Source organism: Deinococcus budaensis (assembly GCF_014201885.1).
Taxonomy (GTDB): domain Bacteria; phylum Deinococcota; class Deinococci; order Deinococcales; family Deinococcaceae; genus Deinococcus; species Deinococcus budaensis.
On sequence record NZ_JACHFN010000006.1, the window covers coordinates 174196 to 198284 of the forward strand.

22 protein-coding genes are annotated in these 24089 nt (G+C 70.5%); 6 read left to right on the forward strand and 16 right to left on the reverse strand.

The window, feature by feature from the left end:
- Nucleotides 1-119: 119 nt before the first annotated feature.
- The 4 genes from HNQ09_RS09875 to HNQ09_RS09890 form a co-directional block, all read right to left on the reverse strand.
- Complete coding sequence (locus tag HNQ09_RS09875; protein ID WP_184028547.1) at nt 120-605, reverse strand: hypothetical protein; 486 nt, start codon at nt 603-605, stop codon at nt 120-122.
- A gap of 32 nt (nt 606-637) precedes the next feature.
- Entirely contained in the window at nt 638-1120 is a 483-nt protein-coding gene (locus tag HNQ09_RS09880; protein ID WP_184028548.1) for a hypothetical protein, read from the reverse strand.
- Nucleotides 1121-1198: 78 nt separating this feature from the next.
- Nucleotides 1199-2197 (reverse strand): extracellular solute-binding protein, encoded by a 999-nt coding sequence (locus HNQ09_RS09885; RefSeq protein ID WP_184028550.1) that lies wholly within the window; start codon nt 2195-2197, stop codon nt 1199-1201.
- A gap of 90 nt (nt 2198-2287) precedes the next feature.
- Nucleotides 2288-3310, reverse strand: a complete 1023-nt coding sequence (locus HNQ09_RS09890) for a D-alanine--D-alanine ligase (RefSeq protein WP_184028552.1) — start codon at nt 3308-3310, stop codon at nt 2288-2290.
- A 206-nt stretch (nt 3311-3516) separates the two neighbouring features.
- Here HNQ09_RS09890 and HNQ09_RS09895 point away from each other — a divergent pair, with 206 nt between their 5' ends.
- The 3 genes from HNQ09_RS09895 (at nt 3517) to HNQ09_RS09905 (ending at nt 7493) form a co-directional block, all read left to right on the forward strand.
- Nucleotides 3517-5238 carry an ABC transporter substrate-binding protein gene (locus HNQ09_RS09895; protein ID WP_184028554.1) on the forward strand — a complete coding sequence of 574 codons (1722 nt, stop codon included), beginning with the start codon at nt 3517-3519 and terminating at the stop codon, nt 5236-5238.
- Nucleotides 5239-5454: 216 nt separating this feature from the next.
- On the forward strand, nt 5455-6477 hold the full coding sequence (locus HNQ09_RS09900; RefSeq protein WP_184028556.1) for an ABC transporter permease: 1023 nt from the start codon (nt 5455-5457) through the stop codon (nt 6475-6477).
- The gene (locus HNQ09_RS09905) at nt 6477-7493 is read left to right on the forward strand and encodes an ABC transporter permease (RefSeq protein ID WP_184028557.1); all 1017 of its coding nucleotides are present in this window, start codon (nt 6477-6479) and stop codon (nt 7491-7493) included. The genes HNQ09_RS09900 and HNQ09_RS09905 overlap by 1 nt, the downstream gene beginning before the upstream one ends.
- 632 nt (nt 7494-8125) lie before the next feature.
- On the opposite strand, the gene HNQ09_RS09915 is transcribed toward HNQ09_RS09905, so the two are convergent.
- From HNQ09_RS09915 to HNQ09_RS09945, 7 genes are all read right to left on the reverse strand, one after another.
- Entirely contained in the window at nt 8126-8569 is a 444-nt protein-coding gene (locus tag HNQ09_RS09915) for a hypothetical protein (RefSeq protein ID WP_184028559.1), read from the reverse strand.
- The gene (gene ygfZ / locus HNQ09_RS09920) at nt 8562-9446 is read right to left on the reverse strand and encodes a CAF17-like 4Fe-4S cluster assembly/insertion protein YgfZ (RefSeq protein ID WP_184028561.1); all 885 of its coding nucleotides are present in this window, start codon (nt 9444-9446) and stop codon (nt 8562-8564) included. Before ygfZ ends, HNQ09_RS09915 begins: the two co-directional genes overlap by 8 nt.
- A 137-nt stretch (nt 9447-9583) precedes the next feature.
- A complete protein-coding gene (gene hemA, locus HNQ09_RS09925; protein WP_184028563.1) occupies nt 9584-10690 on the reverse strand; it encodes a glutamyl-tRNA reductase in 1107 nt (368 codons plus the stop codon).
- A complete protein-coding gene (locus HNQ09_RS09930; RefSeq protein WP_246363266.1) occupies nt 10687-11268 on the reverse strand; it encodes a precorrin-2 dehydrogenase/sirohydrochlorin ferrochelatase family protein in 582 nt (193 codons plus the stop codon). Before HNQ09_RS09930 ends, hemA begins: the two co-directional genes overlap by 4 nt.
- A gap of 126 nt (nt 11269-11394) precedes the next feature.
- Nucleotides 11395-12495 carry an HD-GYP domain-containing protein gene (locus HNQ09_RS09935; RefSeq protein WP_184028567.1) on the reverse strand — a complete coding sequence of 367 codons (1101 nt, stop codon included), beginning with the start codon at nt 12493-12495 and terminating at the stop codon, nt 11395-11397.
- 148 nt (nt 12496-12643) lie between these two features.
- Nucleotides 12644-14191 carry a uroporphyrinogen-III C-methyltransferase gene (gene cobA, locus HNQ09_RS09940; protein ID WP_184028569.1) on the reverse strand — a complete coding sequence of 516 codons (1548 nt, stop codon included), beginning with the start codon at nt 14189-14191 and terminating at the stop codon, nt 12644-12646.
- Nucleotides 14192-14776: 585 nt separating this feature from the next.
- A complete protein-coding gene (locus tag HNQ09_RS09945) occupies nt 14777-15454 on the reverse strand; it encodes a DUF1990 family protein (RefSeq protein WP_184028571.1) in 678 nt (225 codons plus the stop codon).
- A gap of 123 nt (nt 15455-15577) precedes the next feature.
- Between HNQ09_RS09945 and HNQ09_RS09950 the strand changes: the two genes are divergently transcribed.
- Both HNQ09_RS09950 and HNQ09_RS09955 read left to right on the forward strand, forming a co-directional pair.
- Nucleotides 15578-16315, forward strand: coding sequence for a GNAT family N-acetyltransferase (locus HNQ09_RS09950; RefSeq protein WP_184028573.1), 738 nt, complete (start codon nt 15578-15580; stop codon nt 16313-16315).
- Between the two features lie 58 nt (nt 16316-16373).
- Nucleotides 16374-17261 (forward strand): phosphotransferase enzyme family protein, encoded by an 888-nt coding sequence (locus HNQ09_RS09955; RefSeq protein WP_184028575.1) that lies wholly within the window; start codon nt 16374-16376, stop codon nt 17259-17261.
- A 3-nt stretch (nt 17262-17264) separates the two neighbouring features.
- Here the strand turns inward: HNQ09_RS09955 and HNQ09_RS09960 are convergent, their stop codons facing one another.
- A complete protein-coding gene (locus HNQ09_RS09960) occupies nt 17265-18158 on the reverse strand; it encodes a P1 family peptidase (RefSeq protein WP_184028577.1) in 894 nt (297 codons plus the stop codon).
- A complete protein-coding gene (locus HNQ09_RS09965) occupies nt 18155-19846 on the reverse strand; it encodes a DNA methyltransferase (RefSeq protein ID WP_184028579.1) in 1692 nt (563 codons plus the stop codon). The genes HNQ09_RS09960 and HNQ09_RS09965 overlap by 4 nt, the downstream gene beginning before the upstream one ends.
- Nucleotides 19847-19889: 43 nt before the next feature.
- Between HNQ09_RS09965 and HNQ09_RS09970 the strand changes: the two genes are divergently transcribed.
- Nucleotides 19890-20561 (forward strand): dienelactone hydrolase family protein, encoded by a 672-nt coding sequence (locus HNQ09_RS09970; protein ID WP_184028582.1) that lies wholly within the window; start codon nt 19890-19892, stop codon nt 20559-20561.
- Between the two features lie 193 nt (nt 20562-20754).
- Here HNQ09_RS09970 and HNQ09_RS09975 read toward each other — a convergent pair whose 3' ends face one another.
- The 3 genes from HNQ09_RS09975 to HNQ09_RS09985 all read right to left on the reverse strand — a co-directional run bounded on the left by HNQ09_RS09975 (nt 20755) and on the right by HNQ09_RS09985 (nt 24080).
- Nucleotides 20755-22812 (reverse strand): M20/M25/M40 family metallo-hydrolase, encoded by a 2058-nt coding sequence (locus HNQ09_RS09975; RefSeq protein WP_184028585.1) that lies wholly within the window; start codon nt 22810-22812, stop codon nt 20755-20757.
- Between the two features lie 202 nt (nt 22813-23014).
- On the reverse strand, nt 23015-23683 hold the full coding sequence (locus HNQ09_RS09980) for a response regulator transcription factor (RefSeq protein WP_184028587.1): 669 nt from the start codon (nt 23681-23683) through the stop codon (nt 23015-23017).
- 106 nt (nt 23684-23789) lie between these two features.
- The gene (locus HNQ09_RS09985) at nt 23790-24080 is read right to left on the reverse strand and encodes a hypothetical protein (protein ID WP_184028589.1); all 291 of its coding nucleotides are present in this window, start codon (nt 24078-24080) and stop codon (nt 23790-23792) included.
- Nucleotides 24081-24089: the final 9 nt, after the last annotated feature.

The following is a 24089-nucleotide window of genomic DNA, read 5'->3' on the forward strand; positions in this document are numbered from 1 at the left end:
CAAGAAGCCTACCGGAACCAGGGGCAAGCGACCAAAACGGAGGACAGGTGTCGAAGGGGTCCACGGTGCTGGTCGCTCAGCTCACGGCCCGGAAGAAGACACCGCTGACTGGGGGCCTTCTACACCCGAGTGTTCCGCCCCTCCTTCCCCACCAGCGCCGCTGCGGCCAGCGCGGGCAGCAGGCTCCAGATCAGCCCGTTGACGAGGCCGAAGGTCACGGGACCCCTTTGCTCCAGCGGTAGCCCCCGGACCAGCAGGCCATTCAGGCCCACGCCTCCCAGCGCCAGGGCCACGGCCGCCAGCAGACCGACCCCCCACGACACCCAGCGGGCCTCGCCCGGCCAGCGCCTGCGCCGGGGCACGGCACACAGCAGCCCCAGCAAGAGGCCCAGGATCAGGAACAGGTTCGAGAAGCCGATCGTCAGCGGGTCGATAGGCTCCGAGGGGGCCGACTCCCACGTCAGCACCGGCCACAGCGCGGTGACCATCCACGCGGGCCAGCCCAGCACGCCCAGCCCCCGAGCCGGGGCAGGCCGCAGCAACAGCGATCCCAGCACCACCGCGCAAGTCAGCAGGGCGCCCAGCATTCCCCCCAGCAGGCCCATGCCGCCAGTTCACCACAAGCGGAGAGGGCCAGTCAGGAGGCTCCCCTCCGCCTCGCCTGCCAGGCCAGCAGACTGACCCCCACCCCTGCGGCAGGCAAGGCCCAGGGCAACGAACGGGTAAAAGCCCGCGAGGCAGCCGCGTTCTCATCGAGAGCCAGCCCGTAGTGCAGGCCGTAATTCAGGGCGGCAGCTCCCAGCGCCAGCACGTTCGGGATCAGCAGTCCCACGCCCAGCGAGAGCCAGGGCCTCTCCCGCCAGCGCAGCCAGCGCGGAATCCCCAGCAGGACGCCAGCCAGGATGGCCCCCAGCAGGGTCGCCTGCACCAGACCGCCGATCTCGAAGGAGGGACTGAGACTCGCCGGGACCCAGACCAGCAACCAAACCACGCTCAGCGCGTACCCCAGCCCGGCGAGCGGCCTCGCCCGTGCCGGGGGCAAGAACGTGAAAGCCCAGACCAGCAGTCCCGCCAGCACAACGCCCATGAAGGTGCCCAGCAGCCAGAGCGGCGTGACCATGCCGCCGAGCATAGAGGGAGAAGCTCCACCCCACACGGGATGAAGCCTCTCTCTTCTTGCTGACCGCTGGCGACTGCCTTACAGCAGTCCGGCGTCGCGCAGCAGCTTCTGCGCCTTCTCGATGTTCTTGGGCAGCACGGCGGGGTCCAGGCGGGGGCTGCGCTTGGTCACGTCCGTATAGGGCAGCATGGTGGTGGGCTGGAGGATGTTGCCGATCACCGGGTACTCGAAGTTCACGCTCAGGAAAAAGGTCTGGGCGTCCTTGCCGACCAGGGCGCTCAGCAGCCGGACGGCGCTGGCCTGGTTCTTGCTGGTCTTCAGGATGGCCGCGCCCGTCGCGTTGCCCAGGTTGCCGATGTCGCCGTTCTTGAAAAAGTACGTCTCGACGGGGTAACTCAGGCGGTTCACGCGCTGGATGTAGTAGTGGTTGGTCAGCGCCACGTCGATCTCGCCCGCACGCATGGCCTCCAGCATCCCGACGTTGCTGGTCTTGTAGTCCTTGGGTTGCAGCGCCTTCATGCCCTCGATCCACGCCCTGGTGGTCGCCTCGCCGTGCTTGGCGATCATGCCCGCCAGGAAATCCTGGAAGGACGGGTAGCTCACGGTCCAGCCGATGCGGCCTTTCAGGCTGGTCATCTTGGGCAGGTCCAGCACGCTGTCGGGAAGCTGCTCGGGCTTGATCTTGCCCGGGTTGTAGGCCAGCACGCGAAACCGCAGGGTGGTGGGCAGCCAGGAGCGGTCGTCGGGCACGTAGTCGGCGGCCACGTTGCGGGTCAGGGCCGTGCCCAGCCGCACGAACCGGCCGTCCTGCGCAAGTTCGCCCAGCGCGCCCACGCTGTTGCCCCAGTACACGTCGGCGGGGCTGCGGGCGCCCTCCTCGCGGATCGCGGCGACCAGCTGGCTGTCGGTGCCGTAGCGCACGTTCACCTTGATGCCAGTCGAGCGCTCGAACTGCTGCACGATGGGGTCCACGAAAGTCTTGGCCCGGCCCGAGTACACGGTCAGGGTCTTGTTCGCCTGCGCCAGGGTGGTCCCGGTGAGCAGCAGGGCGGTCATCGCCAGCAGGAAGCGTTTCACGTCCGGAATCCTAAGTAACTTGATCGGGATTGTCAATCAGGGGGAGACGGCGGGGGGTGGGGGGAAGGGAAAGCTTTGCCGCTCACCCCCCTACCTGTCTTCCAGCGCCAGCTCGATCAGCCGGGTCACCAGCGCGCTGTAGCTCAGGCCCGCCGCCTCGAACAGCTTGGGGTACATCGAGGTGGTCGTGAAACCGGGCATGGTGTTGACCTCGTTGAGCAGCAGCTCGCCGGTCTCCTCGACATAGAAGAAGTCCACGCGGGCCAGCCCCGCGCAGTCGAGCGCCCGGAAGGCGGTCAGGGCCAGCGTGCGCACTCGCCCGGCCACCTCGGGGGGCAACGGGGCCGGAATGTGCATCTCGGCGCGGCCCTGGGTGTATTTGGTCTCGTAGTCGTAGAAGTCGGCGTCGAAGCGCAGCTCGCCCACCGGGCTGGCGATGGGCGCGTCGTTGCCCAGAATCCCGACCTCCACCTCGCGGGGCCTGAAGGCCGTCATCGCCTCCAGAATCACCCGGCGGTCGAGGGAAAAGGCCAGGTCGAGGGCCGCGTCCAGCTCCCCTGGCGCGCCGACCTTGCTGATGCCCACGCTGGACCCCAGGTTGGCGGGCTTCACGAAGAGGGGGTAGCCCAGTTCGTCGGCGCGGTCACGGACCTCCTGCGGCCCCCGCTGCCACTCGCCGCGCAGGGCCAAGCGCCACGCCACCTGCGGCACCCCCGCCGAGGCGAGCACCTGCTTGGTCATCACCTTGTCCATGCAGGCCGCCGACCCCAGCACGCCCGACCCCACGAAGGGGATACCCGCCAGCGTGAGCAGGCCCTGGACCGTGCCGTCTTCGCCCATCGGGCCGTGCAGCAGCGGAAAGACGGCGTCGTAGCCTTCCGCGCTGGCGGCGCGGTGCAGCACCAGGTCGCCGCCGGAGGACGTGGCCTGCCCCGTCTCCAGGGCGCGGGCGGTGTCGGTGGGCGCGAGCCAGCGGCCCTGCGGGCTGATCACCACTGGCGTCACGTCGAATTGGTCGCGCGGCAGCGCCGCCAACACGCTCCGGGCGCTCATCAGGCTGACCTCGTGTTCTCCGGACTGTCCGCCCGCCAGCAGCAGGATGCGTTTCTTCACGGGGCGCAGTATGGCACCCACGCCCCCGCAACAGGCGGCCGCAGAAGACCCGCCGGGAGGGGGGCAGGTCACTTTCGGCTCTTTGGTGACTCTCACATCCTCTGCTCAGGCTACGCTATGATGCCTACCGTCTAAATCACCCCGGTCCGGTTTCCCGCGCAGCTCAGGTTTGCGCCGCGTTCCGTACCACCTGCCCAGGAGGCACCATGAAGAAATTCGCTCTGCTCAGCTCCCTGCTTCTCGTCGGCTCGGCCTTTGCCGCAGCGCCCAGGGACACCCTGGTCGTGCAGCAGGCGGCCGACGTGCCCACGCTGGACCCGACCGCCACCTACGACACCGCCTCGGGCGCGATCGTCGAGAACATCTACGAGACGCTGGTGACCTACAAGGGGGCCAGCATCCGCGAACTCGAGCCGCTGCTGGCGACCAAGTGGGCCATCAGCAACGGCGGGCGGACCTACACCTTCGACCTGCGCAAGAACGTCAAGTTCCACTCGGGCAATACCATGACCTGCCGCGACGCCGAGTACTCCATCGAGCGCAACCTGGTCACCAACTCGGCCGAGTCGGGCAACTGGTTTATCGCCGAGAGCCTGCTGGGCACCGGCGCCAACGCCAAGGACGACAAGACCATCACCTGGGCCAGGATCGACCGGGCCGTCGAGTGCAACAACGCGGGCCAGCTGGTCTTCACGCTGCCCAAGGTGGACCCCGCGTTCCTGGCCAAGATGGCCTACCCCGGTCAGAGCATCGTGGACAGCAAGCACGCCATCGCCCAGGGCGAGTGGAAGGGCACGTCCGCCGACTGGGCCAACTGGGTCGGCAAGGACCTCCAGGGCAGCAACCTCAGCAAGCAGCCCAGCGGCACCGGCGCCTACAAGCTGGTGCGCCGCGACGCCAACGCGATCTTGCTGCAGGCCCACGACGCCTACTGGGGCAAGAAGCCCGCGATCCGCAACGTGGTGATTCAGAAGGTCCCCGAACTCGCCGCCCGTCAGCAGGCCTTCTTGCGCGGCGACGCCGACCTGATCGAGACCGGCGGCCGCGCCAATATCGAAGCGCAGCTCAAGGGCAAGCCCGGCGTGGTCGTGCTGGACAACCTGCCCAACACCACTGCCACCGCCGTGTTCATGAACGAGAACATCAAGGACCCCGCGCGCCTGGGCAGCGGCAAGCTCGACGGACGCGGCATTCCGGCCAACTTCTTCAGCGACGTGAACGTGCGCCGCGGCATGGCCTACGCCTTTAACTACGCCCAGTACATCAAGGACGTGCAAAACGGCAAGGGCAAGCAGCGCACCATGCTGCTGCCCGACACCTTCCCCGGCTACGACGCCGAGGTCAAGACCTACACCTACAACCCCAAGCAGGCCGAGGCCTACTTCAAGCGCGCCTGGGGCGGCAACGTCTGGAAAAACGGCTTTACCCTGAACGTGGCCTACCGCGCGGGCAGCGTGCCTGCCCAGACGGCCATGGAGATTCTCAAGCGCAACGTCGAGGCGCTGAACCCCAAGTTCCGCGTGAACATCCAGGCCAAGGAATGGTCCGCGATGCTCAACGACTCCAAGGCGGGCAAGGAACCCATGATCATCATCGGCTGGGCGCCCGACTACGCCGACGCCGACAACTTCATGTACACCTTCTACTCCAGCAACGGCTACTACTTCCCGCGCAACAACTGGAAAGACGCCAGCGTGGACAAGTGGCTCGAGCAGGCCCGCGCGACCACCAACCAGGCCACCCGCGACCGCCTGTACTCGCTGGTCGGCCAGCGCGCCTACGAGCAGGCCCCCTTCGTGCTGGTTCCGGCGGGCGTGTTCGTCACCGCGCACCGCGACAACCTGGTCGGCGTGAGCGCGCGGACCTTCAACCCCATGACTTCCTTTGACTACACCGGCACGCTCTGGAAGGACCTCAGCAAGAAGTAAGTGGGGGTTCGCTGACTCGCGGCGGGGCAGGCTCTCGGGGCCTGCCCCGCCCGTCTGTATGTCTGGCCCGGATGTGTGTATGGTGGGCTACTGGTTTCCTGGGAGCAGCTTCCGGCCCCCGCCTCCCGGCTCACCCACATTCACCACAGGCTCCCGGTTTGCGGCGACAATCTGCGCAAGCGCCCCCGCCGGGCATCCCCCGCTTCGAGGTCCCTCATGCTCAATTTCATCGTCCGCCGCCTCGTTCAGATTCCGCTGGTCATGCTGGCGCTGTCGGTGCTGATCGTGGCCCTCACCATGCTGCTCACGCCCGCGCAGCGCGCCGCCGGGTACATCCGCAGCGAGCAGCAGGCCGCGCAGCTCGAACGCATCATCCGCGACCGGGGGCTGGATCAGCCGTTTCCGGTGCAGTACGGCAAGTGGCTGCAAAGCACCCTGCAAGGCGACCTGGGCTTTTCCAAGTCGAGCGGCAAGCCGGTGCTCGAGACCATCGTCGAGCGGCTGCCCAACACCATCGAGCTGACGCTGGTCACGGCCATTCCGATTATCCTGATCGGCATCTGGCTGGGCACCCTCAGCGCGCTGAACAAGGACCGCTTTATCGACCAGGTGCTGCGCGTCTTTGCAGTGCTGGGCTACAGCCTGCCGACCTTCGTGCTGGGGATCGTGCTGCTGGCGGTGCTGTACGGCTACCTGGGCTGGTTGCCGGGCGCCGGGCAACTGGAGGTCATCAACCAGTTCGCGGTCGGGGACCTGCGGCGCTACACCGGGATGCTGGGCATCGACGCCCTGCTCAACGGGCGCTTCGACATCGCGCTCGACGTGCTGCGGCACCTGATCATGCCCGCGCTGACGCTCTTTATCGTGAGCAGCGCAACCATCCTCAAGGTGATGCGCAACAACATGCTCGAGGCGCTGACCAGCGACTACGTGCGCACCGCCCGCGCCAAGGGCCTCTCCGAGCGAGTCGTGAACCTCAAGCACGCCCGGCGCAACGCCCTGCTGTCCATCGTGACGCTGGGCGGCTTCACGGTGATCGGCCTGCTCAGCGGCTCGATCATCACCGAGACGATCTTCGCCTACCCCGGCATCGGGCAGTGGGTGGTGCAGTCGGCGCTGGCGCTCGACATCCCTTCCGTGCTGGGCTTTGCCCTGCTCTCCGCGCTGATCGTGGTGGTGGTCAGCACCCTGATCGACATCCTGTACGGTGTGGTCGATCCCCGCGTGAGGTTTGACTGATGACGACGGTCAGTGCTCCCCCCCAGTCCCAGCGCAGCGCCCTGCAAGGCTTCCTGACCTCGCGCCCGGTCATGAAGCTGCGGCGCAACAAGCTCGCCATGCTCGGGCTGCTGATTACCCTGCTGTTCGTGCTGGTGGCCTTTTTCGCGCCCTTTATCGCCCGGCCCTCGGCGGGGTCCAACTGCCTGCGTGACCTGGGGGTCAGCAGCCCCAACCAGATCTACAATCCGGCGGGCGGCGCGTTCTGGCAGGTGCTCTTCTCGGCGCCCGAGAGCTGCTACGCCATCGAGCGCGAGAGCTTCTCGCCCACGCCCACCCCGCCCAGCAGCGAGGCCATCTTCGGCACCAGCCAGGGCTACGACATCTTTTACGGCCTGGTGTGGGGCACCCGCACGATGTTCAAGCTGGGACTGATCATCGTGGGAATCACCCTGCTCACCGGGGTCATCATCGGCGCGATCAGCGGCTACTACGGCGGCTGGATCGACAACCTGATTCAGCGCTTTCTGGACGTGCTGTTCGCCCTGCCGGGATTGGTGCTCACCATCATCCTGATCACCTTCCTGAAGGCGAGCAATCCCGGCATTGACCCCTCGGTGCCGATCATCCTGGCCTTTGTCGCCACCGGCTGGGCCAGCTACGCCAAGATCGTGCGCGGCGACGTGATCCGGACGCGGCAACTCGAGTACGTGGACGCCGCCCGCAGCCTGGGCGCCCGCGACAACCGCCTGATTCTCAAGCACATCGTGCCCAACAGCCTCGCCAGCGTGCTGACCATCGCGGTGCTGGACCTGGGCACGGTGCCGCTGGGCATCGCCGCGCTGTCGTTCCTGGGCCTGGGCTTTCCCGCCGGCTACGCCGAATGGGGCCAGCTGGTGGACTTCGCCCGCGCCTGGCTGCAACCGCAGTACTGGTACGTGATGGTCTACCCCGCCGCCTTCATCATCCTGTTCAGCCTGGGCTTCAACCTGTTCGGGGACGCCCTGCGCGACGCATACGACCCCAAGACGCGCTGAGCCGTCTCCTCTCCTCCAGCCCCCGCTGTCTTTCGGCGGGGGTTTTTCCGCTTGGGCCGGGGAGAAGCGGGGCTTCAGGCGGGAGCCGCCGGGCGCGCGCACACCAGCAGCTCGCCGACCTCCTCGTCCCAGGCCACGCCGACCTGCCCGGAGCCTAGCTTTTCCAGCACCCGCGCGCTCGCCGGGTTGATGGTGGCGGTCTGCGCCGTGACGCGCCGGACACCGGGACGGGGGCCAGCAGCGCGGCAACCAGCGTGCCCACCGCCCCTCGGTCGCGTAGCCCCGGCCCCAGGCGCCGGGATTCAGGCCGTAGCCGATTTCCAGGTCGCCGTCGGCGGTGGGCTGGCCCGCTCGACCACCGTAGTGCTCGCGCTCCCGTTCCGGGCCGAAGGCGGCGAGCCGGGAAAAGCGGCAGCAGATCGCCCGGCCAGGCCGAGGGACAGGTCACCGTCAGCGGCCCGGCAGGCGTGGGAACGGTGGCCTGGAAGGTGTCACGAGCCAGGCGCGTCTCGATGACCTCGCGGGTGAGGGGCACGAGCAGCAGGCGGGGCATCTCGGCGTACGTGGGCGCCAGGGTAAGGGGCGGGCGGGGGTGGGCGCCTGCGCCGGATGGCGGAGGCTTGCCCGCCGCCTTAGCCCCGGCGCAGGCTCGCCTCGCGGACCCAGCCGGGCACCCCGGCGCGGGCCAGCGCGAACGCCAGCGCCGCGACGCTCCAGAGGCTCAGCACGGCGGCGGGCTGGGCCAGGCACGCGCAGCCCAGCAAGAAAGGCACGGCGGGGGCGGCGGCGGCTTGCAGGGCGGCGGTCAGGGCGGCGCGGGCAGGCGGCCCGGCCGGGTCGCGGGCGGCGCGGCGCGAGAGCCGCAGCGGCAGCAGGGCCAGGGCGGCGCCCAGCAGCGCCAGGGCCGCCACCCAGGCGGGGGCGAGCGGCGCGGGCCGGGTCAGCAGGTAGAGCAGTCCCAGCGGCACCCCCGGCGCAGCCAGGGCGGCGAAGGCCAGGGCCTGCGCCCGGCGCGCCGCGCGGGTCAGGTCGGCGGGCGCTCCGGCGTGCAGGTCGCGGGCCAGCGCCTCAAGCATTCGCGGAAGGGATGGGCGTCAGCAACTGCACCGTGGCGGGCACGCCGCCGACCTCCACGGCCTCGCCCTGGGCAAGTTCCTTGCGCAGCCGCGCGAGGCTCAGGCCAGCGGCGTGCAGGCCTGCCTGCCCCACGGCCCGGCCCTCCCGCGTGACCTCGGCGTGGTCGGGCAGGCCCTCGCCAGCGAGCCGCGCGAGGTGGTAGCGGGCATTGCCGCGCGCCTCCAGCCGGGCCATGATCTCCTGTCCCACGTAACAGCCCTTGCGGTAGCTGATGGCGGGGAGGAGGCCGCCCACGTCCAGCCCGACCTCGGGGAGCAGGGTGCCCGTGAACCCGTCGCGGACCACGTCGGGAATCCCGGCCCGGACCCGCGCCGCGTCCAGCTGCGCCAGCCCTGTCTCCTCTCCCCCCAGCGCCGCCAGCACTTCCGGCTCCTGGCGGGTGAGGTAGTGGAGGTCCACGCCCGGCTCGCCCGCGCGGTTGACCCGTCCGGCCAGCACGGTCCCCCCCGCCAGCTCGACACTCTGCGCGTCCCCGCCCGCCGGGTCCCAGCCGGGGACGCCCTGCCCGCCCCAGACGTGGACGGTCCGCAGCTCGGCGGACAGGTCTTCAAGCTCCACCTGGTCGAAGATGATGTAGCGCCGCAGCCGCGCGGCCAGGGCCGGAGCCTGCCCCGCGTCCAGGTGCAGGTACACGTCGCCCTGGCGCTTGTAGGCCCGCGCGAAGAATTCGATCTGGCCGCGCACGTTCAGAAAGCAGCAGGCCACCACGCCGGGCGTCGGGGCGCCGCGCAGGTCACCTGTCATCTGGCCCTGCGCAAAATCCACCCGGTCGGCGCCGGTCAGCCGCAGGGCACTGGAAGGAAGCCGGGTCCACATGGGGGCAGGGTACGGGAAAAGCGCTCGGCGGATAGTGGGGAGGGGGAAAGGGCCGCCGGGCCAGGGTCCACGCCCATTTCAGGGTCAGGGGAGGCGGGGATGATCGCGCGCGCCCTCCCGGCTTGCCCCTCCCCGCCTCAGTCGCTCGCCACGGCCAGCTCACGGGGGGCGTAGCGGGCCTGCTGGGCCTCGCGGGTCAGGTGCCAGCGGGCAAGGTCGGCGGCGGCCTCGCGGATGATCGCGTCGGCGTGCGGCAGGGCGGCGCGGCGGCTTTGCAGGTTGCGGCTCACGATGGCGGTGAGGTCGTCGAGGTTGTAGAGGTGCGCGCCGGGGACGCTGCCGATCTCGGGATTCAGGATGCGCGGCACGCTGATGTCGATCAGAAACATGGGCCGCTCCGGGCGCCCGGCCAGGGCTTCTTGCACGCCCTCGCCGTTCAGGACGTAGTGGGGCGCGGCGCTCGAGGCGATCACCACGTCGGCTTCCGGCAAGACCTCGTGCAGGTACTCGGCGGCGCAGGCGCGGCCCCCCAGGCGGTCGGCCAGCTGCCGGGCGCGCTCGGCGGTGCGGTTGACCACGATCACGTCGCCGACCCCTGCCGCCCGCAGGTGGGTCAGGGTCAGCTCGGCGGTCTCGCCCGCGCCCAGGATCAGGGCGGTGCGCCGGGTCAGGTCGCCCAGCGCGGCCTGCGCGAGTTCGACGGCCGCACTCGACACGCTGACCACCCGGTCGCTGAGGCCGGTTTCGCTGCGCACCCGCTTGCCGGCGGCCAGCGCCCCCTGCGCGACCTTGTTCAGCACCTTGCCGCAAAGCCCGCGCGCGTGCGCCTGCTGCCAGGCCCGCTTGACCTGGCCCTGAATCTGGGTCTCGCCAATCACCAGGCTGTCGAGACCTGCCGCCACCCGGTAGAGGTGCGCCACCGCCGCGTCGCCCCGGTGGACGTACAGGTGGCCTTCGAGCGCGTAGCCCCAGGCGCCCTCAAAGGCGCTGACCGGATCCCCCTGCACCCCGGCGAGGTAGATCTCGGTGCGGTTGCAGGTGGCGAGCAGCATGACCTCCCCGGCGTGCAGCGAGAGGTGCTCCAGCAAGGCCTCTTCCTCGCCCGCGCGCACGGCGGCCCGCTCGCGGACCTCGACCGGGGCGGTCTGGTGGTTGAGGCCCACCACCACGAAGTCCAGCGGGGTGGGGTGCGCCGCGTGCGGCTGGGCGAGCAAGGCGCGGGCGGTCGGGCAGGCCAGGGTCACGCGGCGCCCCCGGCCAGCCGCACGTCAGGCAGGCCCAGCGCGGCGCGGATGTCGGCGCGCAGGCCCGCCAGACCCTGCTCGCGCTCGGCGGCCGGCAGGGTGAGGGCCTGCTCACGGCGGGCGGCCCAGGCGTCCAGCGTGGCCTCGGCAGGCAGCAGCCCGGCGACGCGCTCGCCCAGCGCCTGCGCCAGCAGCGGCAACTCGCGCCCGCTGCTCACGGCGACCTGCACGGCCCCGCGCCGGGTCACGGCGGGAAAGCGCAGGTTGCCTTTTGCCGCGTCGCCCGCGTGGCTCACCAGCGCGCCCGCTGCGCGTGCCCCGGCCGCCACGGCGTCGTTCACGTCGCTGCGGTCGGTCGCGCAGACCACCACCCGCTTGCCGCGCAGGTCGTCCGGACCGTAAGGGCGGCGCAGCACCTCCACCGGCAACGCCGCCAGCTCGGGATGCAGGTCGGGCGCCACGACGGTGACGTGCAGGCCCGCCTCCAGCAGCGTGCGGGTCCGGCGCAGGGCCACCCGGCCGCCCCCAACCACCAGTGCCCGTTCACCATGCAGATCGAGGAAGGCCGCCAGACTCATCGGGCGCAGCATAGCGTCTGGACCCCGGGGCGGGCGTCCCCGACCGAACGGTCAGAAACCCGGCAGGGACGGGGTTTTTGCCGGGCGACGGCCCGCCGGGAGTGGCCGGTCTGGAAGTTGGCCGCCTCAGGGCTGGTCCCAGGCCACGCCAGCCGGATCGGGCGCGGATTGGAGGCGCAGGCTCAGAAAAGCCTCGATCACCCGGGGATCGAACTGCCTGCCCGACTCGGCGCGCAGCAGCGCCAGGGCCTCCTCTACCGTCAGGGCGGCGCGGTAGGGCCGGGCGTGGGTCAGGGCGTCGAACACGTCCACCACCGCGAAGATGCGGGCCAGAGGCGCGATGGCCTCGCCCTTCAACCCGTCGGGGTAACCGCCGCCGTCCCAGCGTTCGTGGTGCGAGCGGATCACCGCCAGCACCCCGGCGGCCAGGCCCGGAATGCGCCGCGCCAGCGCCTCGCCCGTCTGCACGTGCGCCTGCATCTGCCCCCACTCGTCGGGCGTCAGGCGGCCCGGTTTGAGCAACACGCCGTCGGGCACACTCAGCTTGCCGATGTCGTGCAGGTAGGCGCCCTGGCGCAGCAGGTCGAGGTCCTCGTCGTCCAGCCCCAGGGCGCGGCCCAGCCGCAAGGAGAGCGCCACCGTGCGGGCGGTGTGGCCCTGGGTCTCGTAGTCGCGGGCTTCGAGGGCCAGGCCCAGCGCCAGCAGCGTGCCTTCGCGGGTCGCCAGGGCGCGGGCGGTCTCGCGGGCGCGTTCCAGCGCCACCGTGCCGGTGTTGGCAAAGGTCCTGAGCAGGCCCTCGTCGCGCGCGCTGAACTCCGGCGCGAGGCGCCCCACGCTGAGCACCCCCAGCAGCTCGCCCGCAGGCGTGCGCAGCGGCGCGAACAGCGCGGACTGGCGGGGCGAGCCGTCCAGCAAGACCGCTCCCGGAGGAAAGGCGGCGCGCTGCACGTGCAGCACGGGCGCGGCGCCCAGCGCGGCCTGCCACGACAGCCCCTGGCCGCGCGCCAGCGTCACGCCCAGCTCGCGGGCATGTTCGCCCGCCTGGGTGGTGACCCGCAGCACGTCGGCTCCCGGATCGAAGCGCAAAAAGAGCGCGTAGCGGGTACCCAGCAGGCTCACGCTCAGCCGCGTCAGGATGCCCTCGACCTGCCCCGGCGACCGCGCCGCCAGCAGCGCCCCGCTGAGTTCCAGCAGCGCGGTCAGGGCGGTTCGGTCGTCAGGGTTCATGTGCCTGCACCTGTGGGCCGGTGTTCACGCGCCGTGCAGACTCTCGCCTCACCAGGACCGGACCGCGCAGCACGACCACAGCGTAAATCGTGACACATTTCATCCGGGCTGGGGCACCGGGGGTGGGCGCCCCCCCCGCCGCTGCGGGTCAGGTGGGGCGGGCGGCGGCAGCCACGGCCTGCGCGGCGGCGTCGGCCAGGGCCTCCAGCGAGGCGCCTTGGGCGACCGTCACGCGGGTGAACCCGGCCTCACGGGCGGCGTCGGCGGTCTGGGGTCCCATCGCGGCGACCACGAAGTCGGTTCCGGCCAGGGCGGCGAGGTGCCGGGCCGCGCTGCCCGAGGCGAGCGTGACCACGTCGGCGCCCCGCAGCCGGGCCAGCGCGTGTTCGCCCGGCTGGGCAGGTTCGGTGCGGTACAGCTCGGCGCGCTCGTAGCGCAGGCCGCGCGTGACCAGCGCGCGCTCCAGCTCGTCTTCCGCAAGCTGGCTGGTGAGGTGCAGGGTGACCTCGCCGGGCCGGGCGGGCAGTTCGGCGCCGAGGTGCCGCGCGCCCGGCGTGGCCGGAACGAAGTCGGCGCGCAGGCCGCGTTCCGCCAGCGAGCGGGCCGTGCTGGGACCAACCGCCGCCAGCCGCACCCCCGCGAGGTGCCGCGCGTCCAGGCCCAGCCGCTCCAACTGCGTGAACAGCGCCGTTACCGCTTGGTTGCTGGTCAGCAGCAGCCAGCCCACCCCGGCGAGGTCGCGCAGCCGGGCGTGCAGGGCGGCCTCGTCGCCGGTCTCGGCAAAGCGGATCAGCGGCACCTCCAGCACCGAGGCCCCGCGCGCCCGCAGCACGTCAGACAGGCCACTGGCCCCGTCCCGCGTGCGGGTCACGGCCACGCGGCGCCCGGCCAGCGGGCCGCCGAAGTCGGGCGCCGCGTGTTCGGCGTGGTCGAACCAGCGCAGGGTCTCGCGCAGCCGCACGACCTCGCCCACCACCGTCACGGCGGGCGCCTCCAGCCCGGCCTCGCGCACCCTGTGGGCGATGGTGGCGAGGGTCCCGGTCGCCACCCGCTGCTGCGGGGTGGTGCCCCACTGCACGGTGGCGGCGGGGGTCTCCGGTGCCCGGCCCGCCTGGATCAGTTCGGCGGCGATCTGGTCGAGGTTGCGCACGCCCATCAGGAGGACCAGCGTGTCCACACCGGACAGCCGCTCGTAGTGGGCGCCGCCCTCCTTGGTGTTGCCCGTCAACACTGCAAAGGAGCGGGCGGCCTCGCGGTGGGTGACCGGAATCCCGGCGTAGGCGGGCGCGGCGACGGCGCTGGTCACGCCCGGCACGATCTCGAAGGGCACCCCGGCCTCCGCGCAGGCCTCGGCCTCCTCGCCGCCGCGCCCGAAGACGAACACGTCGCCGCCCTTGAGCCGCGCGACCCGCTGCCCGCCCCCTTCCTGCGCCTTGGTCACGATCAGGGCGTTGATCTGCTCCTGCGAGATGTACTCGGAAAAGCCCTTCTTGCCCACGTAGATCGTCTGGGCCTGCGGGCAAAAGCGCAGCAGCTCCGGATTGGCGAGGTAGTCGAACAGCACCACGTCCGCCTGCCTCAGGGCCTCGGCGCCGCGAAGCGTCAGCAGGCCCGGATCGCCCGGCCCCGCCCCGATCAGGGAGACGAAGGCGCGGGAAGGCGCGGCAGGCTGGGGCGCGGAAGCGGCGTCGGTCATGGGCCACAGGCTAGCGGGCAGCGGCGGGGACAAATGCGGGGGGCGCGAGGCGGGCCGCCCACAAAAAAAAGCGCCCTTCCGGACGCTGATAGGAAAAAGATAGCGCGTTATGCAGGGGGGGTCAAGGGATGCAGCCCGATTTTTTCCCGAGCACGCACCCCACAGGGACCCGGGGAGAGGGGGCCAGCTCAGTCGGCGGCGCTGGCGGGGGCCGTCTCCTGCGGGTCGAGGGGGTGGGCGGCCGTGTCGTGCAGGCCCGCGAAGCGCAGATGCCGCTGGCGGATGAACCACAGGTTCTCTCGCGGTCGTTGGGCAGGACGAAGGAGGCGTCGGAGGTTTCGGACGGGCTGAAGACGACCAGCCCCCGGTGGAAACGCCCCCGCGTCAACCCGCTCTCCAGGGGCCGGGGGACCGGGGCGCGGGGAGCGGGTGCAATCCTCGACGCGCACGAACTTCTGGGGATGAAAGGCGAGCATGGTGGCTCCACTGTGGGCCAGCGGCCAGCCCACGAGCAGCCTGTGAGGGCGTCTTTTGCCACAAGCGCGGCGGCGGCGCCGCCGGCTCCAGGACCCGTCAAGGCCCCGCTCAGGCGTGGTCGGCCGTGCCCGCGTCCACGCCGACCGGGACCTCGGGCAGCTCGGGCAGGCTGTAGCTGTGGGCGAGCTGGGGCATCTCCAGCGATTCGTGGCCCCGGTTGACCAGCGCGCCGCCCGCGTAAGCCGCCACGCTGCTGAGGGTCAGTTCCCAGTTGCGGCGCTGCCCCGCGTGCGCGCCGAAGATGTAGGCCAGGCGGTCAAATTGCGAGTTGGTCCGCAGCAGCGACTCGATCTGGAGAATCAGGTGCCCCGGCTTGTCTTGTGGGTAGACCCGGAAGTCGGAGGTGCCCGCGTCGGGGTGCAGCCGCAGCGTGCGGACGCGGAAGCCCAGGGGGTCGATGTGCTCCACGACGACCCGGCCCCGGCGCACCAGCATCATCTGAATCCACAGGCGGGTGCCCACCTCGACGGGCGGGATGGGGCCGTCCAGCCCCCGGAAGTACGCCAGCCATTTCGGCGCGTGGTTAGGCAGGTGCTCGCGCCAGTGCCGGGCGATCTCCTCGGGGGAGCGCTCAGCCCCCTCCAGTTCCACCCAGTAGCGGCGGCGGGTCAGCGGCCCCACGCCGTCTTCGGGGGTGGAGGGGCGCAGGGGATCGGGCGGCCCCTTCAGGGCGTAGGCGGCGGCGGCGAGGGCAGGCAGGGCGAGAATGCGCAGCAGTCGGGACATGGGGAGAGACCTCCAGGTGAGATGGGGGCGGGGCCGGGCAACGCGGGTAGGGTAGCCGCCGTGCTCGCAGCGGGGGTACGGCCGGGGTTCATGCAGCCGAAAGGGAGGCAGGATGGGGGGGACATGACCCCGGACCCCCTCCCCCACCTCGCCCGCGCGGAGGCCGCCGCACACGCCCGGTACGGGGCAGGCGGCGCGGCCCGGCGCTTCGGTCCGCTGGTAGCCGTCCACGCCGGGCCGAAGCTGCCCGTCAACGCCGCCTGGCACGGCGGCGCGGGGGAAGTCACGGCAGCCGACCTCGCCGCCTTCGAAGCCTTCAGCGCCGCGCATGGGCAGCCCGCGACCCTGCACCTGCTGTCGCACGCCGCGCCTGCGCTGCTGCCGCTGCTGAGCAGCCGGGGCTACGCGCTGAAGGCTGTCCTGCACGCCTACACCCATGACCTGACCGACCTCCCGGCGCGTCCCATCCTCACGGTCCGGGAAGAGCCGGACCCCGGCGCCTGGGCCGCCCTCTCCGCGCGGGGCTTCGGGGCGGGAACGGAGGCGATAATGCGCCTCGTCGGCCACGCGCCCGGCACCGTCCGGCTGGTGGCGGAGGTCGGGGGGCAGCCTGCCGGGACCGCCGCCCTGAGCGTGACAGGGGGAGTGGCCGCCCTCTACGGCACCTCCACGCTGCCGGAGTTCCGGGGGCGGGGCGTGCAGACGGCGCTGCTGGCCGCGCGGCTGCACCTCGCCGCCGACCGGGGGCGGGGGGCCAGCCTCGCCAGCGTGTTCGTGACGCCGGGCAGCGGGAGTGAGCGCAACGTGCGGCGGGCGGGGTTCGGGCTGGCGGGGATGCGGCTGACGTTCACGCGGGGGTAACACAGTGCTCCGCCATTGCGCGGAGGCGCGGGCAAAACCGGGCTGCGAGACTGCGGAGATGCAATCCGCCGACCTCGTTCGCCTCGCCCTGCCGCTCCACGGCCTCACCGACTCGCCCTTCACCGTTCTGCGCAGCCTGGGCGATACGGTAGCGCGGGTGGACACGCCCGCTGGCCCCACGGTCCTGCGGGTCTGCGAGCCTGGAACGGCGGAAGCCCGGCTGGCAGAAGTGAGCACCTTTCAAAATGCCGCTGCTGAAGCTGGACTCACTGTTCCCCACCGCGAGGCCGCCCGCGCCCTGGCCCTGCCGGACGGAACGCACCGCTGGACTGTCCGCTCGACCTGGGTGGACGGGGAGGCGCCCCGTCCGGTGACGGCGGAGCTGGCGCGTGCACTGGGGAAGGCGACGGCCCAACTGCACGCCCTGGACTTCCATCCGCCGCAGGACTGGACCGGCCCGGTGTACGGGGCCGCCTGGCTGCGCGGATGGTGGGAGGCCGGGGCCCCGCGTCACCTGAGCGCCGACGACCATGAGCGCTGTGCGCCCGCCGTCGCCCAGGCCGCCATCTTCATGGAGGCACACGCGGCGGAGGCACGGGTCATCCACTCGGACCTGCACTTCGGCAACGTGCTGCTGGCTCCGGATGGGCAGGCCGCCGTGCTCGACTTCGACGGGTGCGCTGTGGCCCATCCCGCCTTCGACCTCGCGTTGACGGAGCGGGAACTGCTCGACTTCCCGGAGGCCGGAACACTTACGGAGGCCTACCGTGCGAGCTACGCGGGGCAGAGCAGGCAGCCCTACCCCTTTGAAGCGGTGGAGCAGTGCCGCGCCGCTACAGGAACCGCCTTTCTGGAGTGGGTGTATGGAAGCAGGAATCCAGAGGTCCGCGCCCAGAAGGAAATGTGGGTGCTCCCGCTCCTGGATGACCTCGCGCTCCTGGGCTGAGGCTCAGGTTCCGGGGTTCGCCGCCCGCACCGCGTCCCGCACCGCCGCACACACCGCCTCCTGCACCAGCGCCCCCAGCAGCAGCGGGTCGGCGGCGGGCCGGGTGCAGGAACTCAGGACGAAGGCGCTGTCCCCGTCCCAGAAGGTGTGGCTGGGGTGAATCACCCGGCCCAGCGCAGCTTGCGCGGCGTCCGCGAGGCGGCGGGCGTCGTTCTTGGTCAGCGTGTGCTCGGTGGCGACCGCGATCAGGGTGGTGCTCTCCACCTCGCCCGGCGTGAAGGCGGCGGCGCCCGGCCCCACGCCCGGCCCCGCCAGCACCCCGCCGCGCTCGTCCAGCACGTCCCCGATGGGATTGACGACCGCCAGCGCGCCTGCGGCCACCCCATGCCGCTCCAGGTACACGCTGCCCAACCCGCCCGGCACGGCCCCCACCCCCAGGTACTTGCCCGCCGTCGTGCCTGTGCCCGCGCCGACGCGCCCGCGCCCGACCGGGGCACTTGACGCCGCCCGCGCCGCGAGTTCGCCCTCGCGCTCGCCGGGGCGGGCGGCCGGGTCGCCCACCCCCAGGTCGTACACCACCGCCGCCGGGACGAGGGGCACCCGCGCCCAGGGGGTCTCGTGGCCCACCCCGCGTTCTTCCAGCACCCGCACCACCCCGCTCGCCGCCGCCAGCCCGAAGGCGCTGCCGCCCGTGAGCAGCAGGGCGTGGACCCGCTCGACTTTCTTGTCGGGCGCGAGCAGCACCCCCTCGCGGGTGCCGGGGCTGGGGCCGAGAAAGGACGCCGAGGCCACCGCGCCCGCGTCCGGGCAGAGGATCACCGTGCAGCCGGTCAGGCCCACGGGGTCGGTCCAGTGGCCCACGCGAAAGCCGGGCACGGCGGTCAGGGTGGCGTTCATGATCCGTCCTCCGCGCCAAAGAGAAGGGGTTGGCCGGTCCGGGCCGCTTCGCGTTCGCCGGTCTTGACGGGTTTGCGTTCCAGGCTCACGTTCAGCGCCCCGGCAGGCACCTGGGGCCGCTTGCCCTCCAGCACCTCCGCCACGGTCAGAAGCTGAATGCGCGGAAAGGACTGCCCGCCGTACACGTACACGCCCGCCTTCGCGGCCTCGTCACGCATTCCCCGGGTCGGTGCGTCCAGCGTCAGAAACACACCCAGCGCCGCTTTCTCGCGTGTCACCGTGCCCACGAGGTCGCGCACCATCGTCGGGTTGAGGTTCTTGCCGCCCTTGACACTCACGATCCCCTTTTCGAGCCGTTCACCCCCCGGCGTGCGGAAATACAGCAGCCCGTCTATCCCGGTGTCGCCGCCCTTTTTCCCCTTTTTGTTCGCGGCGGTCGCCCCATACGGCTGCGCCCCGATCAGCCCCACGATCCAGAACTGGAACTGAAAGGCGTCCTGGGCGAACAGATACCGCGCCGCGTCCTCGTCTCCCGGCGTGCCCTCCACCGTGAAGTCTGCGCCTACTCGCAACCCGAACTCGCTCTCCAGCCGCGAGGTCATCAGCGCCACCGACAGGTGCGTAATGTCAATCCCGCGCCACCCCCGCCCCAGCCGCTGCGCCGCCACCACCGCCGTCCCGCACCCGCAAAAGGGGTCCAGAACAATGTCGCCGGGGTTGGAGGACGCCGCGATGATGCGCTCAAGGAGGGCGACAGGTTTTTGCGTGGGGTAGCCGAGGCGTTCAGCAGCGTGAGAAGAAAGCGGCGGGATGTCATCCCAGAGCGTTTGGATTTTTTCGCCCGGTGCAACGTCCAGATACCGTTTGAGCCTTAAACGGCCATCTTGTTTGGCTGGGAAGTAGAGGAGGCCCTTCCTATCATATTCTTGCATCACGCTCAGACTAACAGCCCATCCATTCGGATGCGGCTTATATGTAACTCCATTGCTAGCCAAATAATCATACCGTAAGTTAGGTCTTACACTTGGATTTCTGAGGTTTTCAGTTGCATAGTATCTACCACTTTCGTCCCGTTTACCAAAGTTTTTCTCGGCATACTCCTTGCTATAAGGTCTATAAATCTGATTCCAGGTAAAGTTCTTGGACTTGGCGTAGTACAGGATAGAATCCGTTACGTCTCCATAACCCCTGCTCACATTCCCATGTGAACTCGTCCGCTTCCAGATAATCTCATTCCTGAAGTTCTTTGCGCCAAAAATCACGTCCAGAATCATCTTCAGGTAGTGGCTGGCGGTGGGGTCGCAGTGGAGGTATAGGCTGCCCGTATCCTTCAGGACCCTGTGCAGTTCGACCAGGCGCTCGGCCATCATCACGAGGTAGGCGCTCAGGTCGTTTTTTCTGAGCGTGCCGACGATCAGGTGGAGCAGTTCGGAGAGGGGACCGTGCGCGGCGGTCAGGCGGATCAGGGCTTCCTCGGCGTCCTGGGTCCATTTCCAGGTGTCCTCGAACGCCAGAATCTGCGCGGCGCTGCCGCCCCCCTTGTGGTCGTGAAAGATGACGTTGTAATCGGCGTTCGAGTTAAAGGGCGGATCGAGGTAGATCAGGTCCACGCTCGCATCCGCAAAATGCTCCCGCAACACGCCGAGGTTGTCGCCGTAAAAGAGCCGGTTGATTGGGGGAGAGGTCATTGAGGGGAAGGGTAGCGCGGCGGCGTTCGGGGTAAGTTGCGATATGGCCGAGACCATCACGTTCGCCTCCGAGGACCGCCTGCTCGCGGGGTATGTCGCCCGGCCCGAGGTCACGGGCAGGCAGGCCCCCGGCGTGCTCGTCATTCACGAGATTTTCGGCCTGACGGACGCCATGCGCGGGGTGGCCGACCGCCTCGCGCGGGCCGGCTACGTGGCGCTCGCCGTGGACCTCTTCGCGGGGCAGAGCCGCGCCGTGTGCATGAGCCGGATGCTGGCCGGGACCTTCCTGCACCCGCTGGAGCACCAGGGCGTGCGCGACACCCGCCGGGCGCTAGAGGCGCTCTCGGGGCTGGACGGGGTGGACCCCTCCAGGCTGGGCGCCGTCGGTTTCTGTCTGGGCGGCTCGCTCGCCGTGGCGATGGCCTGCACCGATGACCGGGTGAGGGCCATCGCGCCCTATTACGGCTTCAACCCGAAGCCGCTGGAGGCCGTGCGGCGCAGTTGCCCGGTGGTCGGCAGCTACCCCGAGAAAGACCCCACGGCCCGGCATGGCCTCGCGCTGGAGGCCGAACTGACGGCGGCGGGCATCCCGAACGACATCCAGGTCTACCCCGGCACCCGCCACTCCTTCGCCACCCCCGGCCCCACCTTCGACCCGCTGGCGAGCGTGGACGCCTGGAACCGGGTGATGGCCTTTTTCGACGACCATGTGTGACGGGAAGTTCGAGGGTGCCGGCGAAGCGTGGAAGCACCGAAGCGGGGCGAACTGGCCAGGCGGCGAAGCGGAGGGGCAGGACCGGACGCCCTCCGATGGCCTGCCTTCCCCCGGCCGCCCGACCCGCTGGCGGCACGACGGGACCCCGGCTCCACCGGGAGAGCCGGGAGCCGGGGGCGGGAGAGGGTGGGGCTCAGCGCAGCAGGCGGTTGCCCTTGTAGGTCAGGGTGTTGAGCGGGCGCCGCGCCGTCTGGGCCGACAGGCCCCTCAGCGTGTCGGTGGCCTGGGCGAAGTAGAGGATGGCGTGGGCCGCCGCGTCGCTCATCTGGTCGAGGGCCGTGACGTTGACGTTGGCGAGGGTGTCGCAGGCCTGGTGGTAGCACGGGTCGTAGGCCACGCCCGCCGCGCCGCCGAACAGCGCGGCCTCCTCCGGCGTCTTGCGGCCCTCGGCGCCCGTAAAGAGACCCCCGGCGGGAATGCCGACCCCGATAAAGGGGCCGTAGTCGGACCGGCCGCTGAACTCGGTGGGGCGCGACGCCAGCCCCTGCGTCTCGAAGTAGTCCACGAAGACCCGCTCGATGGTGTCCGAGCCGGGAGGCCCCGCCTGACTGTCGGAGCCGTCGCCGTCGTAGACGAAGCGGGCGAAGTTGGGCGAGCCGACCATGTCGAAGTTGAGATTCAGCGCGATGTTCGCCTGGGCCTCGGGGCCGAGCTGGGCCACGTAGTACTCGGAACCGAGCAGCCCCTCTTCCTCCGCGCCCCAGAAGGCGAAGCGCACCTGGTTGCGCGGCTGGATGCCGAGCTTGGCCATCTGGAGGGCCGTCTCCAGGATGGCGGCGCTGCCGCTGCCGTTGTCGTTGATGCCGGGGCCTTCCTCCACCGAGTCGAGGTGCGCGCCGACCACCACGACGTGATCAGTCCGGCCCGCCTGCGTGTCGGCGATGACGTTGGTGGTGGTGCGCTGCTGCTCCTCGATCTCGACTTTCAGGTCGGCGGAAGCGCCGTTCAGGGCGCGGCCGACCTCGAAGCTGGCGCCCAGCACCGGGATGGTCACGCCCGAGTCGGCCCCGCCGAGGGTCCCGGCGATCACGCCCGTGCGGCCCGGCTGGCCCTCGTTGAAGACGATGACGGCCGTGGCCCCCGCCGCCTGGGCGTTGAGGGCCTTTTGCGCAAAGGAGCAGGTGCCGCGCTGCACGAGCGCAATGTTGCCCCTGGTGAAGCCCGCGAAGTCGCCCGCCTCGCAGCCGCTGGTCGAGGACGGCGCGGGCGGGGGCGGCAGCGTGAGGTCCACGCCCTGCACCTGCCCGGAGACCTGCCCCTCGGGGCTGAAGGTCATGGACGTGAAGTCCTGCCCCCGGATCAAGGTCCGGGCGGTGGGGGCCGTCTGCGCCAGCGCCGAGCGGTCGAGGAAGACCGGGTAGGTGAAGGGCTGGAGGCGCACGCTGTACCCGGCGGCCTCCAGTTGCCGCTGCACGTAGGCGGCGGAGGCGGCGTAGCCGGGCAGGTGGGCGGCGCGGTTGCCGCCGTTGTTGTCCGCCAGCCTCTGGAAGACGTCCAGGTGCCGCCGGACGCCCTCCGGGGTGACCGCCCCGCGCAGGCTCGCCGTCAGGTTGAGGGGCGCGTCGGGCAGGCACGAGATCAGGGGCCGCGCCCAGTCGGCGTGGTCGTAGTGGATGCCGTCCCCGGCGTCGGTGACCACCAGCCGCAGTTCCCCCTTGCCCGCCACGTTCACGTCCACGGTCTTGGTCGTGCTCGCGCCCGTCATCGTGCCCGAGTCGTAGACCTTCTCGTTGTCGAGAAAGACCTGAAAGACGACGCTGCCGCGGTTCCCCACCTCGTCGTCCACGCCGATGTCGGCCGTGAAGCGGGTGCACACCGCTCCCGTCCCCTGGAGGCTGAAGCGCAGCTCGCTGCCCGCGTGGGTGCCGAAGCCCCGCTGGTAGGTCTTGCCGTCAAGGGTGATCGTCCGGCCGTCCCCGGCGGCCCGCTCGCCGTTGCTGCGGTCGATCTCGATGGGACCCCAGGCATTCCTGGCGGCCAGGATCGGCTCGTAGTACAGGTTGTTCTGGCCGGGGGTCAGGCTGAGGGCGCCGAGCTTCCCGGCGGGCGCCGTGTACGACCAGGGGTAAGAGACGCCGCCCGCGTAGGGGTCCGCCCCGGCAGGCAGACTCGGCTGCGGCTGACCGCAGGCGGCGAGGGACAACGTGAGGACTCCACCGAACCAGAGGCGGCCGCGAACACCTTGCTTCATGCTGTTCTCCCAGGACCCACATCGAAAGGACGCCCCGGAGCTTGCTGTGTGGGTCTCCCCCCCATCGTGACCCCCCGGCGAGCCTCAGCGCCTTTAGCGAGTCCTCATCCCTCGTGACCCGCGTTCATGTGGCGACTGGGGTCGGCCCGCGCCACAAAAAAGCCCCGCCGGAGTGACGGGGCCGGGGAGGTCACTGGACCTTTCAGGGCGTCTTGAGCGCGTAGCCGATCCCGCGCACGGTGCGGATGATCCCGTAGCCGTCGAGGTCGCGCAGCTTGGCGCGCATGTTCGCCATATGCACGTCCACCACGTTGGAGTTGCTGGGCAGCTCGCCGTTCCAGACCTCGCGCTCGATCTCCTGGCGCGAGTACACGCGCCCCGGCTGCCGGGCCAGGAAGGTCAGCAGGTCGAACTCCTTGGGCGAGAGCCGGACCTCGTGGCCGTTGTAGTGGCACAGCCGCTTTTGCGGATGGATCTCCAGCGCCCCGATGGAGATCACCTCGCCGTGCTGCTGGTGCCGGAGCTGAACCTTGACGCGCGCGACGAGTTCCTCGGGGTGAAAAGGCTTGGTCATGTAGTCGTCGGCGCCCGCTTCCAGCAGGTTGACCTTGCGGTCCACGGCGTCCATCGCGGTGAGGATGATGATGGGCACGCTGCTGGTCTTGCGCAGCCGCCGGGCGATCTCGGCCCCGTCGAAGTCGGGCAGACCCAGGTCGAGAATCACGAGTTCAGGGCTGTTCTCGCGCGCGCTGGTGAGGCCCGTGACCCCGTCGGGCGCGGTCAGCACCCGGTAGCCCGCCTGTTCCAGCTCGTACTGGACGACGCGGCTGATGTCGGGGTTGTCTTCGATCAAGAGGATGCGTTGTTCCATGATGGGGTGCCTTTGTCTCCCGGCCTGAGCCTGTTTATTCCGCATCGTAGGGGCCGGGAGGGCCGGGGCGGGTAACCGGGCCGCTTTACGGACTCTTAACGCCCGGTCAGCTTTCTGCGGGCACCTGCACCGAATCCACCTGCACGCCGTACCGGAGCAGCAGGGTCTTGAGCCGCTGCATGGCGCCGACCGCCCGCGCGCGCTCCTGCGGCGCGAAGACCAGCGTCAGCCGGGCAGGGTGGCCGGGGCGCGGCTCCTGCGCCTGCACCTGAAGGGGCCGCGCAAAGGCCGCGTCGTGCAGCACGTCGCGCAGGATGCGGGCGAAGGTCAGCTCGTCCACCCCGTCGAGCGTGAAGGCGATCCCCTGCGGCGCGGAGGCCGGTGCAGCGTCGGTCATGCGGGCCAG